This window comes from Thermus sp. KWY1, from assembly GCF_057547025.1.
The window spans coordinates 1-12,430 of record NZ_BAAJPG010000009.1 but is presented as its reverse complement, the minus strand read 5'-3'; the positions used below and the strand labels follow the sequence as shown (position 1 = coordinate 12,430).

Annotated in this window: 16 protein-coding genes; 6 read left to right on the top strand and 10 right to left on the bottom strand. The window is 66.4% G+C overall.

Annotation, left to right across the window (positions count from 1 at the left end):
• Entirely contained in the window at window positions 1-1,164 is a 1,164-nt protein-coding gene (locus AC27GT_RS02150) for an acyl-CoA dehydrogenase family protein (protein ID WP_487223459.1), read from the top strand.
• Here AC27GT_RS02150 and rlmN read toward each other — a convergent pair.
• Genes rlmN through AC27GT_RS02115 form a run of 7 tightly spaced genes read right to left on the bottom strand, consistent with a single transcriptional unit; the run spans window position 1,133 to window position 6,250 of the window.
• On the bottom strand, window positions 1,133-2,182 hold the full coding sequence (gene rlmN / locus AC27GT_RS02145) for a dual-specificity RNA methyltransferase RlmN (protein ID WP_038070728.1): 1,050 nt from the start codon (window positions 2,180-2,182) through the stop codon (window positions 1,133-1,135). The genes AC27GT_RS02150 and rlmN overlap by 32 nt on opposite strands.
• Window positions 2,179-2,736 carry a Uma2 family endonuclease gene (locus AC27GT_RS02140; protein ID WP_487223458.1) on the bottom strand — a complete coding sequence of 186 codons (558 nt, stop codon included), beginning with the start codon at window positions 2,734-2,736 and terminating at the stop codon, window positions 2,179-2,181. Before AC27GT_RS02140 ends, rlmN begins: the two co-directional genes overlap by 4 nt.
• 31 nt (window positions 2,737-2,767) lie before the next feature.
• A complete protein-coding gene (locus tag AC27GT_RS02135) occupies window positions 2,768-2,992 on the bottom strand; it encodes a hypothetical protein (protein ID WP_028493693.1) in 225 nt (74 codons plus the stop codon).
• 11 nt (window positions 2,993-3,003) lie between these two features.
• Window positions 3,004-3,675 carry a molybdenum cofactor biosynthesis protein gene (locus tag AC27GT_RS02130; RefSeq protein ID WP_038029967.1) on the bottom strand — a complete coding sequence of 224 codons (672 nt, stop codon included), beginning with the start codon at window positions 3,673-3,675 and terminating at the stop codon, window positions 3,004-3,006.
• Entirely contained in the window at window positions 3,665-4,570 is a 906-nt protein-coding gene (locus tag AC27GT_RS02125; RefSeq protein WP_038029965.1) for an HrcA family transcriptional regulator, read from the bottom strand. Before AC27GT_RS02125 ends, AC27GT_RS02130 begins: the two co-directional genes overlap by 11 nt.
• A gap of 4 nt (window positions 4,571-4,574) precedes the next feature.
• A complete protein-coding gene (locus AC27GT_RS02120; protein WP_038029963.1) occupies window positions 4,575-4,925 on the bottom strand; it encodes a P-II family nitrogen regulator in 351 nt (116 codons plus the stop codon).
• A complete protein-coding gene (locus AC27GT_RS02115; RefSeq protein WP_038029961.1) occupies window positions 4,922-6,250 on the bottom strand; it encodes an ammonium transporter in 1,329 nt (442 codons plus the stop codon). The genes AC27GT_RS02120 and AC27GT_RS02115 overlap by 4 nt, the downstream gene beginning before the upstream one ends.
• 218 nt (window positions 6,251-6,468) lie before the next feature.
• Between AC27GT_RS02115 and AC27GT_RS02110 the strand changes: the two genes are divergently transcribed.
• From AC27GT_RS02110 to AC27GT_RS02100, 3 genes are read left to right on the top strand one after another with little or no spacing between them, the layout of a single operon-like run.
• Complete coding sequence (locus AC27GT_RS02110) at window positions 6,469-8,028, top strand: ATP-binding protein (RefSeq protein WP_038029959.1); 1,560 nt, start codon at window positions 6,469-6,471, stop codon at window positions 8,026-8,028.
• Between the two features lie 3 nt (window positions 8,029-8,031).
• Window positions 8,032-8,481, top strand: coding sequence for a tRNA (cytidine(34)-2'-O)-methyltransferase (locus tag AC27GT_RS02105; RefSeq protein ID WP_038029957.1), 450 nt, complete (start codon window positions 8,032-8,034; stop codon window positions 8,479-8,481).
• A gap of 7 nt (window positions 8,482-8,488) precedes the next feature.
• Window positions 8,489-9,370 carry a histone deacetylase family protein gene (locus tag AC27GT_RS02100; RefSeq protein WP_038029983.1) on the top strand — a complete coding sequence of 294 codons (882 nt, stop codon included), beginning with the start codon at window positions 8,489-8,491 and terminating at the stop codon, window positions 9,368-9,370.
• Here AC27GT_RS02100 and AC27GT_RS02095 read toward each other — a convergent pair.
• Together AC27GT_RS02095 and AC27GT_RS02090 are read right to left on the bottom strand one after the other, a co-directional pair.
• Complete coding sequence (locus AC27GT_RS02095) at window positions 9,340-10,194, bottom strand: GNAT family N-acetyltransferase (RefSeq protein ID WP_038029956.1); 855 nt, start codon at window positions 10,192-10,194, stop codon at window positions 9,340-9,342. The genes AC27GT_RS02100 and AC27GT_RS02095 overlap by 31 nt on opposite strands.
• 47 nt (window positions 10,195-10,241) lie before the next feature.
• On the bottom strand, window positions 10,242-10,889 hold the full coding sequence (locus AC27GT_RS02090; protein ID WP_038029954.1) for a histidine phosphatase family protein: 648 nt from the start codon (window positions 10,887-10,889) through the stop codon (window positions 10,242-10,244).
• 17 nt (window positions 10,890-10,906) lie between these two features.
• On the opposite strand from AC27GT_RS02090, the gene AC27GT_RS02085 reads away from it, so the two are divergent.
• Window positions 10,907-11,827 (top strand): diacylglycerol/lipid kinase family protein, encoded by a 921-nt coding sequence (locus AC27GT_RS02085; RefSeq protein ID WP_487223457.1) that lies wholly within the window; start codon window positions 10,907-10,909, stop codon window positions 11,825-11,827.
• A 96-nt stretch (window positions 11,828-11,923) separates the two neighbouring features.
• Here AC27GT_RS02085 and AC27GT_RS02080 read toward each other — a convergent pair whose 3' ends face one another.
• On the bottom strand, window positions 11,924-12,211 hold the full coding sequence (locus AC27GT_RS02080) for a nucleotidyltransferase family protein (RefSeq protein WP_487223456.1): 288 nt from the start codon (window positions 12,209-12,211) through the stop codon (window positions 11,924-11,926).
• Window positions 12,212-12,263: 52 nt separating this feature from the next.
• On the opposite strand from AC27GT_RS02080, the gene AC27GT_RS02075 reads away from it, so the two are divergent.
• The coding region (locus tag AC27GT_RS02075; protein ID WP_487223479.1) for a transposase family protein at window positions 12,264-12,430 on the top strand (167 nt) is incomplete at its 3' end.

The window sequence follows — 12,430 nt, the reverse complement described above, 5'->3', positions numbered from 1 at the left end:
ATGGGGCTCTGGTTTGAGGAAAGCCAGGAGGAGCGGGCGGTCTTGGGGCCCTTCCGCGAGTTTCTCAAGGCGGAGGTGGCCCCGGGGGCGGCGGAGAGGGATCGCACGGGGGCCTTTCCCTTTGAGCTGGTGAGGAAGCTCGCCCACTTCGGCGTCTTCGGGGCCACGGTGCCCGAGGCCTATGGCGGGGCGGGGCTTAAAAGCCGGCTTTTCGCCCGTATTGTGGAGGAGATCGCCTATTACGACGGGGCCTTGGCCCTCACCGTGGCCAGCCACAACTCCTTGGCCACGGGGCACATCCTCCTTGCGGGGAACGAAAGGCAGAAGGAAACCTTCCTGCCCAAGCTGGCCTCGGGGGAGGCCCTGGGGGCCTGGGGGCTTACGGAGCCGGGGTCGGGTTCGGATGCCGCTGCCCTTAAAACCCGGGCCGAGCCGGTGTCCGGGGGATATGTGCTCAATGGCACCAAGCAGTTCATCACCCAGGGGAGCGTGGCCGGGGTGTACGTGATCGTGGCCCGCACCGACCCGGCTCCAAGCCCGGAGAGGAAGCACCTGGGCATCTCCGCCTTCGCCTTTTTCCGCCCGGAAAAGGGCCTCCGTATCGGCCGCAAGGAGGAGAAGCTGGGCCTGAACGCCTCCGACACCGCCCAGCTGGTCCTCGAGGACCTCTTCGTGCCCGAGGACAGCCTTTTGGGGGAGAGGGGCAAGGGGTTTTACGACGTGCTCAAGGTGCTGGATGGGGGCAGGATCGGCATCGCCGCCATGGCGGTGGGCCTGGGAAGGGCGGCCTTGGACTACGCCCTCCGCTACGCCAAGCAAAGGGAGGCCTTCGGCAGGCCCATTGCCGAATACCAGGGGGTTTCCTTCAAGCTGGCGGAGGCGGCCACGGAGCTGGAGGCGGCAAGGCTTCTTTACCTGAAGGCGGCGGAGCTTAAGGATGCGGGAAGACCCTATACCCTCGAGGCCGCCCAGGCTAAGCTCTTCGCCAGCGAGGTGGCGGTGAAGGCCTGTGACGAGGCTATCCAGGTCCTGGGGGGGTACGGGTACATCAAGGACTACCCCGTGGAGCGCTACTGGCGCGACGCCCGCCTGACCCGCATCGGGGAGGGCACCAGCGAGATCCTGAAGCTCATTATTGCCCGGCGCCTTCTAGAGTCGGTGTGAAGGTGAGGGCCTTGGGGGCCTTTAAGGCCAGCTGGCCGCAGGCTGCCCCCACGTCCTGCCCTCGGCTGAAGCGGATGGAGGTGGGAATCCCGAGCCGCCTCAGTTCCTCCGCGAAGGCCAGGATGCCCGCCTTAGGGGTGCCTTCCACGGGAGCGCCTTCCCAGGGGTTAAAGGGAATCAGGTTCACGTGGGCGCTTATGCCCTTAAGGAGCTTGGCGAGAAGCCGGGCCTGCCAGGGATGGTCGTTTAAACCCTTCAGGAGGGTGTACTCAAAGGTGACCCGCCTTTTGGTCCTGGCGTAGTAGTGGCGCACCGCCTCGAGGATCTCCCCCACGGAGTAGCGGTGGGCGGTAGGGATGATCTTCCTGCGGGTCTCGTCGTCGGGGGCATGGAGGGAAAGGGCGAGGCGCACCCCAAGGTCCTCCTCCGCCAGGCGGTAGATGCCCTTGGGGATGCCCACGGTGGAGAGGGTGATGCGCCTTGGGCTCATGGCCAGGCCCTTGGGATGGAGCATGGTGCGGATGGCCTTAAGCACGTTGCCCAGGTTCAGGAGGGGCTCCCCCATGCCCATGAGGACCACGTTGCGGATATCCCTGGGGGAGATGCCCTGGTGGTGGGCGATGGCCAGGAGCTGGGAGAGGATCTCCGCCGCGGTGAGGTTGCGGCCAAAGCCCAAGGCCCCGGTGGCGCAGAAGGTGCACCCTGCGGGGCAGCCCACCATGCTGGAAAGGCAGACGGTCTTGCGGTTCTCGTAGGGCATGTAGACGGCTTCTGTCTTCTTTCCGTCCAGCAGGGTGAAGAGGTACTTGACGCTTCCATCCCGGCTCGGGTAGGCCTCCACCAGGGCGAACTCGGAGATGCGCCACTCCCCGGCCAGGGCTTCCCGGAGGCCCTTGGGCAGGTCGGTCATCTCGGAGAAGTCCATGGCCCCCCGGGCGTAGAGCCAGTGGGCGATCTGGGCCTTGCGGTAGCCCTCGCCGGGAAGCTCTTCGGGGAGGAGTTCCAGGATGGGTTTCATGCCACGCCCTCGTAGATTTCCTCAAGCTTCAAGGTCCCCTCCGGGCAGGGGAGGATAAGGAGTTCCTCCAGCCTTTCCTCCCGAAAGCCCGAAGGGGTTTTGCGGTAAAGGACGCCTCCCGGCCTGGCCCCCTCCAGGAGGAGATAGGCCTGGAGACTGGGGAGCCTAAGGTAATGCGAAAGCTTTTCAAGATAGCTTCGCTGACCCCGCTGGTCCTGGGCCTCGGTACCGGGGGAGAGAACCTCCACCACCAGGCAAGGGGCGGTTTCGTAGAGGGGATGGGCCTTGGGGCCGCAGACCACCATGACATCTGGGTAGTAGAAGGTATCCTCGGAAACCTTGAGCCGGGCGGTTTCGCTGTAGACCCGGCATCCTTGGGCCCGGGCCAAGGGTTTTAAGAGGGCCACCAGGTTGGTGACGATGAGGTTGGGGTCCAGGCTGGCCCCGGCCATGGCATAGGGGATGCCCCCTACCAGCTCGTGGCGCACGGGACTAGCCTCTTCCAGGGCCAGGTATTCCTCTTCCGTTAGCGGGCGCAAGGACCGCTCGGTCATCGTCCTATTGTAAGGCTTTCGCCGGGGTTTTTCAGCGTAGCCGCCCGTAACCCAGACCTAGCCCCAGGAGGAGAAGAAGAAGCCCCAAGGGCCTGGGCCGGGCCAGGAGCCCCAGGAAGCCCCCGAAGAGGAGGAGGCCCAGGCCCACCCGCCTGCGCCCGTGCCGGTAGGCCCGGCCCGAGAGGAAGCCCAGAAGGAGGGGCAAGGCCCAGAGGACCAGGAGGAGGAGGCCCAGGAGGAAGGAAAAGGAGGCCATGGCTGGGGGCCCTAGAGGCGGTGGTCCTCCGGGGAGAAGCCCTCCACCCAGAAGCTGCCGTCCGGCCGGTGCTCCTTCTTCCAGACGGGGAGGATCTGCTTTACCCGGTCGATGGCGTACTGGCAGGCGGCGAAGGCCTCGGGGCGGTGCCGGGCTGAAACCACGATGGCGATGGAGGCCTCCCCGGGGTTCACCCGGCCCAGGCGGTGCCAGAGGGCCACCCGACCCAGGGGCCAGCGGGAGCGCATCTCCCCGATGATCTCCGCCATGACCTTTTCCGCCATGCCGGGATAGGCCTCGTACTCCAAGAAGGCCACCTCCTCCCCCCGGTTGGGGCTTCGGGTGGTTCCCAGGAAGCTCACCACCGCCCCGTACTCGGGGGCGGTGGCCCAGTCCACCAGGGCCTTCAGGTCCAAAGGTTCATGGGTGAGGCCGTAGGAGTCCTGCCCTCCCGAGACCGGGGGCAGAAAGGCCACCTCGTCCCCCTCCTTTAGGGGGGTTTCCCCCTGGGCCAGGGCCTGGTTTACCGCTGCCATGCCGCCCTCCAGCCTTAGGCCGGGAAAACGCTTCTCCAGGGCTTCTTTAGCGTGCAGTACCCGGGCTCCTTCGGGAAGCTCCAGGAAGAGGCGGTCCGTGCCCGCCTGTTCCCGGTAAAGGGCGAAGAGCCGCACTTCAACCCGCATGCTGCCCAGTATAGACCCGGCTGAGGCTCGAGGCCACGGAGAGGGCCTCGAGGTAGCGCATGCGCATGGGCCCCAGGAGCACCAGCTCCCCCAGCCACTCCCCCCGGGCGAAGCCCGCCTGCACCTGGGAAAGGCCCTCCACCTCCCCCACCCGCACGTCCACCCGGCCGGGAGGGGTCAGGACTGCCTCGTCCCCTCCGGCCTCGTAAAGGGCCACCAGGCGCTCCAGAAAGCCGGGATCCTTGGCCTCCGGTTCCTTCAAGGCCTCGGCCAATCCCTCGCGGTAGACGAGGGAAAGGCCTGCGGAAAGGGCCCGGGAGAGATGGGCGAAAAGCTCCTCCAGGCCCCTGGGAGCCGGGGGCAGGACGGCAAAGGGTCCAGAGAGGGCTTCCTCCGCCTTCCTTAGGCGCTCTGTGGGAAGGCTGAGGGGAAGGCGGGCCTCCTTCACCCTTCCCCCTTCCAGGACGAAAACCGCTAGGGTTCCTTCCGGCAGGGGGGAGAGGTGGACCTGGAGCACCTTGGGGGAGTTCCTGGGCCTCAAGCGCAAAAGGGCAGGGTACCCGGAAAGCCCCACCGCCATCTTCACCAAGAAGGCCTCGGGTTCCCTGGCCCCCTCCAGTGCCCGCTGGAGCCGCTCCTGGGTGGCCTCGGGAAGGGGTTTTGGGGGGAGGAGGGAAAGGGAGTACTGGCGGAAGGCCTGCCGGGTGGGGACCCTTCCGGCGGAGGCGTGGGGTTTGGAGAGGTAGCCCATCTCCTCGAGGGCGATGAGCTCGTACCGGGCCAGGGCAGGGGAAAGCCCCAGGCCCTCGGCCAGCCTCGCCGAGGGCACAGGGGCTTTGGTCCTGATGTACTCCTCCACCAGGAGGTGAAGGATGGCCCGCTGCCTGGCCGTCACATCCTTATTGTACCGGGGTCACGGCGGCCTGGTCCTCCTCCCCGGTGCGGATCCGGTAGACCTTCTCCACCGGCAAAACGAAGATCTTTCCGTCCCCCACCTCCCCGGTGCGGGCGGCTTTGAGGATGGCCTCCACCGTGGGCCGAACGAAGGGCTCGGACACCCCGATCTCCAGGCGTACCTTTTCGTGCAGGGCCATCTTCACCGTGGTGCCCCGGTAGGTTTCCACCCTTTCCGTCTCCCCTCCGTGCCCCTGGACCCTGCTGATGGACAGCCCCCGCACCTCCGCCCTGAAGAGGGCCTCCAGCACGTCCTGGAGCTTCTCCGGCCGGATGATGGCCACGATGAGCTTCATGCCTTACCTCCAGCGGGCTTGAGGGCAGGGGGGGTGGCCTCGGAGAGCACCAGGATGGCTCCTTCGCCTTCCACGTAGGCTTCCTCCCCGTGCTGGGTCACGTCCAGGCCCAGCCCTTCCTCCTTGGGGCTGGCCCGCAAGGGGGTGAGAAGGCCCACAAGCTTCAGGAGGAGGAAGGTGCCGAGGGCGGAGTAGGCCACCGCCACCCCCACCGCCAGGGCCTGGATGGCGAGCTGCATGGGGTTGCCGAAGAGGAAGCCGTCCGCCACCCCGTTCCAGGCCTTCTCCGCCAGAAGGCCGGTGAGGAGGGCGCCGGTGATGCCCGCAATCCCGTGGGCGCCGAACACGTCCAGGGAGTCGTCCAGCCGGGTCCTGGGCCGCCAGAGCAGGAAGAAATAGCTGGGGAAGGCGCTCACCGCCCCCAGCACCAGGGCGGACAGGGGGGATACGAACCCCGCTGCCGGGGTGATGGCCACCAGGCCCACCACGATGGCGGTGGCCAGGCCCACCGCCGTGACCTTGCCGGTGCGCAGGAGGTCCAGAAGAGCCCAGGCGGTGAGGGTGGCCGCAGGGGCGAGGAGGGTGTTCACAAAGGCCAGGCTGGCCAGGGCTCCGGAGCTCAGGGCGCTTCCCCCGTTGAACCCGAACCAGCCGAACCAGAGAAGGGCCGCCCCCAGAAGCGCAAAAGGCACGTTATGGGGAAGGATGGCCTGGCGGCCGTAGTCCTTCCGGGCCCCCAGGACCAGGGCCCCCACCAGGGCGGCGATGCCGGCGTTGATGTGCACCACCGTGCCCCCGGCGAAGTCCAAGGCCCCTAAGGTGCCCAAAAATCCTCCACCCCAGACCCAGTGGGCCAGGGGGGCGTAGACCAATAGCCCCCAGAGGCTCAGGAAGAGAAGGAGGGCGGGAAAGCGCATCCTTTCCACCATGCCCCCCGTGAGGAGGGCGGCGGTGATGATGGCAAAGGTGCCCTGGAAGGCCATGAAGAGGAGATGGGGGATCTCCCCCTTGGCCTCGAGGCCCACTCCCTTCAGAAGGGCGTGGCCCAGGCCTCCCAGCCAGGGACTGCCCTCGGCAAACGCCAGGCTGTAGCCGAGAAGGGCCCAGCCCACCCCCACGAAGCCCAAGGCGGCGAAGCTCATCATCATGGTGTTCAAGGCGTTCTTGCTCCGCACCAGGCCGCCGTAGAAGAAGGCCAAAGCCGGGGTCATGAGGAGCACCAGGGCCGTGGAAACCAGCATCCAGGCCGTGGCTGCCCCGTCCACCCCTTCTGCCAAGGCCAGTCCTGAAAGCCCGCTTGCCGCTATAAATAGGGTCTTCCGCATGGTCCGTCACCCCCTTAGGGCTGAGGGTAGCACCGGGTGTGCATAATGTCAAGCAGTAGCTTGACACTTGACAAAGAGTAGCGAGACATATAGCTAATCAGGACTGACTACGGTGCAAAGTGTCAGTGCAAAAGTGTGCAGATGTGCGCCTAACCCTGAACAACATTCTCAAGATACCACCCCGTCGGCCCCGGGCCTCTCCCCTTAAACTGAGGCCCGTGACGTGGGAAGAACTCTTGGAGCGGCTTTCTTTGGGACAGGACGAGCGCACCCTCTTCCTGCCCCCGGACCTTTCCCCGGAGGAGCTGGCCCGCTACGCTGCAGGTCTAGCCAACCACCGGGGCGGGATTCTCTTCCTGGGGGTGGATGGGGAGGGACGGGTGGTGGGAGCCTCGGAGATCCACCCCTTGCAGATCACCCATGCCCTTTTCCAGCTCACCCAGGGGCTTCTCCTGCCCTATGTGGAGGTGATCGAGGGGCCTATGGGCCGGGTTTTGGCCCTTCATGTACCGCAGAGCCCGGCGGCCATCGCCGTGGGGGCAGGGAGGGTGCCCTTTTGGGACGGTAAGAGGCTCACGGAGCTGAGGATGGGCCAGGCCCTGCCGGAGCCCGACTTCACCGCCCAGGTGCTGCCGGCGGCCAGCCTTTCCGACCTGGACCCGGTGGAGGTTCTGCGCCTTAGGCGCATCCTGGAGGAGCGGGGAAGCAACCTGGCGGCCTTGCCGGACCTGGAACTCCTCTTCGCCCTGGGGCTTTTGGAGCGGGTGGAGGGACAGGACAAGCCCACGGTGGCGGGCCTCCTTCTGGCAGGAACCCCCTTGGCCCTGAAGCGGCTTCTTCCCCAGGCGGAGGTGAGCTACTACTTCCACGGTCAGCCGGATGGCTACCTTGAGGGCCCGGAGGGCTACGCCTTCAGGGAGGACATCCTGCGCTCCATCCCCGCTCTTTTGGAGCGGCTTAGGGACCTAATCCAGGCCAGGAACCGGGTGCGCTACCTCACGGTGGGCCTGTTCCGCCTCGAGGTCTGGGACTTTGACCAGGAAGTCTACCGGGAGGCCCTCTTAAATGCCTTGGTCCACCGGGACTGGCAAAGCCCGGATGCCATCCAGGTGCACCACTACCCGGATCGCCTGGAGGTTTCCAACCCGGGAAGCTTCCCTCCCGGTATCACCCCGGAGAACATCCTCCGCCATCCCCCCAAAAGGCGGAATCCCCGTCTGGCCGAGGCCCTCTACCGGCTTGGCTACGTGGAGCGGGCGGGAAGCGGGGTGGACAAGATGTACCGCCTCCTCCTCAAGTACGGCAAGGAGCCCCCGGAGTACCACCTTTTCCCCGAGGCCCTCACCCTGGTCCTCTACAACCCGGAGCTGGACGAGGCCTTCGTGCGGGAGCTGGCGGAGGCCCAGGAGCGCCTGGGTGGCTTCAGCCTGGACCACTTCATCGCCGTGGGCCACCTGCGGAGGGTGGGGGAGGCCACCCTCGAGGAGCTGGCCCGGGCCCTACAGCTTCCTTTGGAGGCTGCCCGCAAGGTCCTCACCCGGATGGAGCGCATGGGCCTTTTGCGCAAGGAAGGGGGAAGGTACCACCTGGTGCGGCGCGATCCTTTGGGGGAAAGGGCCTTGGGCCTCCTGGCCAATCCCCTTTCCCGACGGGAGGTGGAAGCCCAGCTGGGGCTTACCCCCAGGGCAACCCTGGCCTTGCTGAACCGGCTTATCCGGGAAGGCAAGGTGGAGCGGATGGGCCGGGGAGCCGCTACCCGTTACCGGAGGCGGGTCTAGGCCATGCTTCACCTGGTCCTTTTCCAGCCGGAGATCCCACAGAATACCGGGAACATCGCCCGCACCGCTGCTGCCTTGGGCTGGCCCCTGCACCTTATCCGCCCCTTGGGCTTCCGCCTAGGCGACCCTCGGCTTAAGCGGGCGGGCCTGGACTACTGGCCCCACGTGGACCTGCGCCTCCACGATACCTGGGAGGCCTTCTGGCAAAGCCTGCCCCCGGGTGCCCGGGTCTGGGCCTTTAGCGCCCGGGGGGATACCTCCCTCTATAGGGTGAGCTTCCAGCCTGGGGACTACCTCCTCTTTGGCCCCGAAACCCGGGGACTTCCCCCAGAGGTCCTGACTCTTTTCCCCAGGGTGTACATCCCCATGCCGGGGCTGGTTCGCTCCTTGAACCTGGCGGTGGCCGTGGGGGTGGCGGCCTATGAGGCCTACCGGCAGCTTCATGGGGCATGATGGAGGCGTGCGGGCCTATACCACCGCCCACTTAAGGGTGGACCTCCCCCAGGGCCATCCCTTCCCCCTCTACAAGTACCAGGGGGTGGCGGAGGCCTTGAAGGAACTCCTTCCCATCCTGCCTGCCCCCGAAGTGCACCGGGAAGCCCTTCATCTGGCCCACCGCCCGGAGTATGTGGAAAAGCTTTTTACCGAGGGGCTTTCCCGCCAGGAGTCCTTGCGCCTGGGCCTGCCCTTTAGCCCAAGCCTCCTCAGGCGTGCCCTCTTTGCGGCGGGAGGAACACTGGCCGCCGCCAGGGATGCCCTGGAGCTGGGCCTCGGCCTGAACCTCTCCGGGGGCACCCACCATGCCTACCCCGACCGGGCCGAGGGGTATAGCCTTTTCAACGATGTGGCGGTGGCCGTGGCCTGGCTCAGGCGGGAGGGCTTCCGGGGCCGGGTTTTGGTGGTGGACCTGGACGCCCATCAGGGCAACGGCACCGCGGTCTTTTTCCAGAAAGACCCCACCGTTTTCACCCTTTCCCTCCACGGGGAGCGGAACTATCCCTTAAGGAAGGAGAGGAGCGACCTGGATGTGGGGCTTCCCGACGGCGTGGGGGACGAGGCCTACCTCTATGCCCTGGATGAGGCGTTGGAAATAGCCCAGGCTTTCCGGCCCGAGCTGGTCTTCTACAACGCCGGGGTGGACGTGCTAAAGGGGGATCGGTTTGGCCGCCTGGGCCTGAGCCTCGAGGGGGTCCGGAAGCGGGATGAACGGGTTTTTCGCATGGTAAAGGCCTTGGGGGTACCCCTGGTGGTGGTGATGGGTGGGGGGTACAACCGCGATCCCCGGCTCACCGTGGAGGCCCATGCAGGGACCTACCGCCTGGCCCTGAGTTCCTTGGCGTAGGTGGCCACCGCCTCCTCGAGGCTGAAGCCCAGGTTACGGTAAAGCTCCAGGGCCCCGGTCTCGTGGTCGTGGGCCCGGACCCTGAGGAGGGTGGCGCCTTTCTTCTGCGCCAGCTTCGCCGCTTCCGCCAAGAGGGCCCGCCCGATGCCCTGGCCCCGGGCCTTGGGCACCACGCCGATATAGGCCACGCTGGCCTCCCGATCCTCCAGCTCCACCTCGGCCAGGCCCACGGGTTCGTCCCCCCGGTAGGCCACCAGGAGGTGGACATGGGGATCCTGGAAGTGTTCCCAAAGCTCCTCGTCCGTCCATTTGAGGCGCAGGGCCCAGCCCTCCTCGCTTTCCCGGTAAAGCTCCCGGTAAACCCCGGGGCCCGGGAAACCCTTTCGAATGACCACGCCCTCAGGGGGTGGGTAGTCCAGGCCCTCCGGGTTTTTCACGAAGAAGTAGGTGAGGTGCAAAAGGCCGAAGTCGGCCTCCTCCAGCACCTGGCGCAGGGTGTGGTTTTCCTCGCGGGGGAAGGCGTAAAGCCGGTCCAGGTGAAGCTCACTGGCCCGCTTTTCCGCGGCCTGAAGAAGGGGGGGAAGGTCCTCCTCCCGGTAGGCCAGGGGTCCCTCGAGGGCCGCTCCATCCCAAAAGGCATAAAGGCCCACGTACCCCGCCACCTCCCCATCCCGCAAGAGGACCAGGCCGTCCTCCAGCTCCTCGGCCAGGCCCTCGAGGTCCCGGGCCTCCGGGGCCAGGACCCCCCGCTTGGGGCTTTCGTCCATCCAGCGGAGGAGCTTTAGGAGCCCGGGAAGATCCTGGCGGGCCACGGGCCGGATCATGCTTCTAGTCTACTCCCCGTTGCCCGGGACGGAACCAGGGACAAATGTCAAGCTTGTTCCTCAAGCTGACCCAGGTTGAGGGCCTTCACCACCCCTTCCTCCCCGTAGAACTCCACCACGGAAAGCCGGGCGTAGTCCTGTTCCACCCTGAGACCTTCTTCCACGGGAAGGGGTAGGGCCAGGCTCAAGGCGGCGCGGTTTAAGGTGCAGTTCCCCACCACCAACAGGGCCTGGCCTCGATGCTTTCCAAGGAGGGTCCTGATCGCTTCCCGCCCTCTTTCCCAGGCCTTCCTCAAGCTTTCCCCACCCGGAGGGGTAAAGCTGGCCTCGTCCTCCAGCCAGGCGGCCACCTCCTGGGGATACCGCTCCCGTACCTCGACGAAGCTCAGCCCTTCCCATTCCCCCCAGCTTCGCTCCCTCAGTTCCGGGAGGAGGGTAAAAGGCACCCCGAGGGCTTCCGCAAGAAGCCCGGCCGCCTCGGCCTCGGCCAGGCTGTCGGCGGCGTAGACCCAGGCCACGGGGTAGCGCTGGGCTAGCCTGGCCAGGGAGCGGAGGGCTTGCCTGCCCTGTTCCGAAAGGGGAAGGCCCGGATGGCTGTAAAGGACGTGTTCGGGGTTTTCCACCGGCCCGGCGCGGGTGAGGAGCAGGGTGGTTTTGGGGTGGGGCCCCTTGAGGAAGTGGCCGAGGAGACCCATGGCCCTAGAATACGGGGGTGGAAAGGTGGGTCATTGTTAACCCGGCGGCGGGACGGGGAAAGGTAGGGAGGCTTTCCGGGTTCATCCTCAAGGCTGCCCGGGAAAAAGGAGCGAAGGCCTTCCTCACCGAGGGCCCGGGCCACGCCACAGAGCTTTCCCGGAATGCCCCCGAAGGGGCTAGGGTGGTGGCCGTGGGAGGGGATGGCACGGTGCACGAGGTGTTGAAGGGCCTGGCGGGCACGGAAAAGGTCCTGGGGGTGGTGCCCATCGGTAGCGGCAACGACTTCGCCCGCATGCTGGGCCTGAGGGAGCTTCCCTGGAGGGAGGCCCTGGAACTGGCCCTCTTTGCCCAGGAGGAGGCCATAGACCTCTGCTGGGTGAACGGCGAGCCCTTTGGGGCCTCCCTGGGCATCGGCTTCGATGCCCTGGTGGCCAAGAAGGCCCTCACCGCTCCCTCTTTCCTCCGGGGCATGCCCCGTTACCTTTACGCCCTCTTCGGGGTGCTTAAGGAGCTTCGCCTGCCCGAGGGGCGGGTGGTGGTGGAGGGGGAGGAGGTGCACCGGGGGCCTCTTCTCCTGGTGGCGGTGATGAACGGACCTGCCTACGGGGGAGGTATCCCCATCGCCCCCATGGCCGACCCCCGGGATGGCGTTCTCTCCGTGATCCTGGCCCGTTCCTTCACCCGGCCCGGGGTGGTCTTCATCCTGCCCCGGCTCCTTTTGGGCAGGCATCTTTCCCATCCCCAGGTGGTGGCCTTTGCGGGCCGGGAGGTGGTGGTGGAGTTCGCCCATCCTGTCCCCGCCCATGCGGACGGGGAGCTTCTTCCTGAGACTCGCCTTTACCGGGCCCGAGTGGAGCCTTTGGGCCTTAGGGTGGTGGGAGGCAGGGCAGGGCAGAAGGGGGAAAGGCCCCTTTTAAGCCCGGTGGGAGCGGGTTGAGGCCTGGAGGTTTGGAGAACCTAGTGGGCCTAGGTGTCTCCTCCTTCCACCTCCTCCAGCCTCAGCAAAAGCCGGCGGAAAAGGTGCAGGCGCTGCCTAAACCTCTCCTTCTGCAATCAGGATCCCCTCCTCCTCCACGGTTTTCTTAAGCCCTGGGGCCCAGGAGAGCTCCACCAGGTCTATCCTTTGCAGGATGGGAAGCTCTTCCAAAGCCTCCCGGATGCGGGCCAGGGTGGCCAGGTCCAGGGGCGGGTCGGCCCAGAGGGCCAGGTCGTAATCCGAGCGGGGGCTGGCCTCTTTCCGGGCCCGGGAGCCGAAAAGGTAAAGGCGGTAGCGCCTTCCCTTGAGGAGCTCTGCCACCCGCCTCGAGGCCTCCTTAAGCACTTCCTCGCGGGCAGACTTGACCTATATGCGGCTCCTGGAGTAAAGAGGGGGCATGACCCTGCGCGAAGCCCTGTCCCAGATCCCCGACCCCCGGGCCCGCAACCGGCAGTACCCCCTTTGGGGCCTCCTGGCCCTCATCCTGGTGGCTTTTCTTTCCCGCGTGGACTCCCTGAGGGGCGTGGAACGCTTCGCCCGCGCCAACCCCCACCTCTTGCCCCA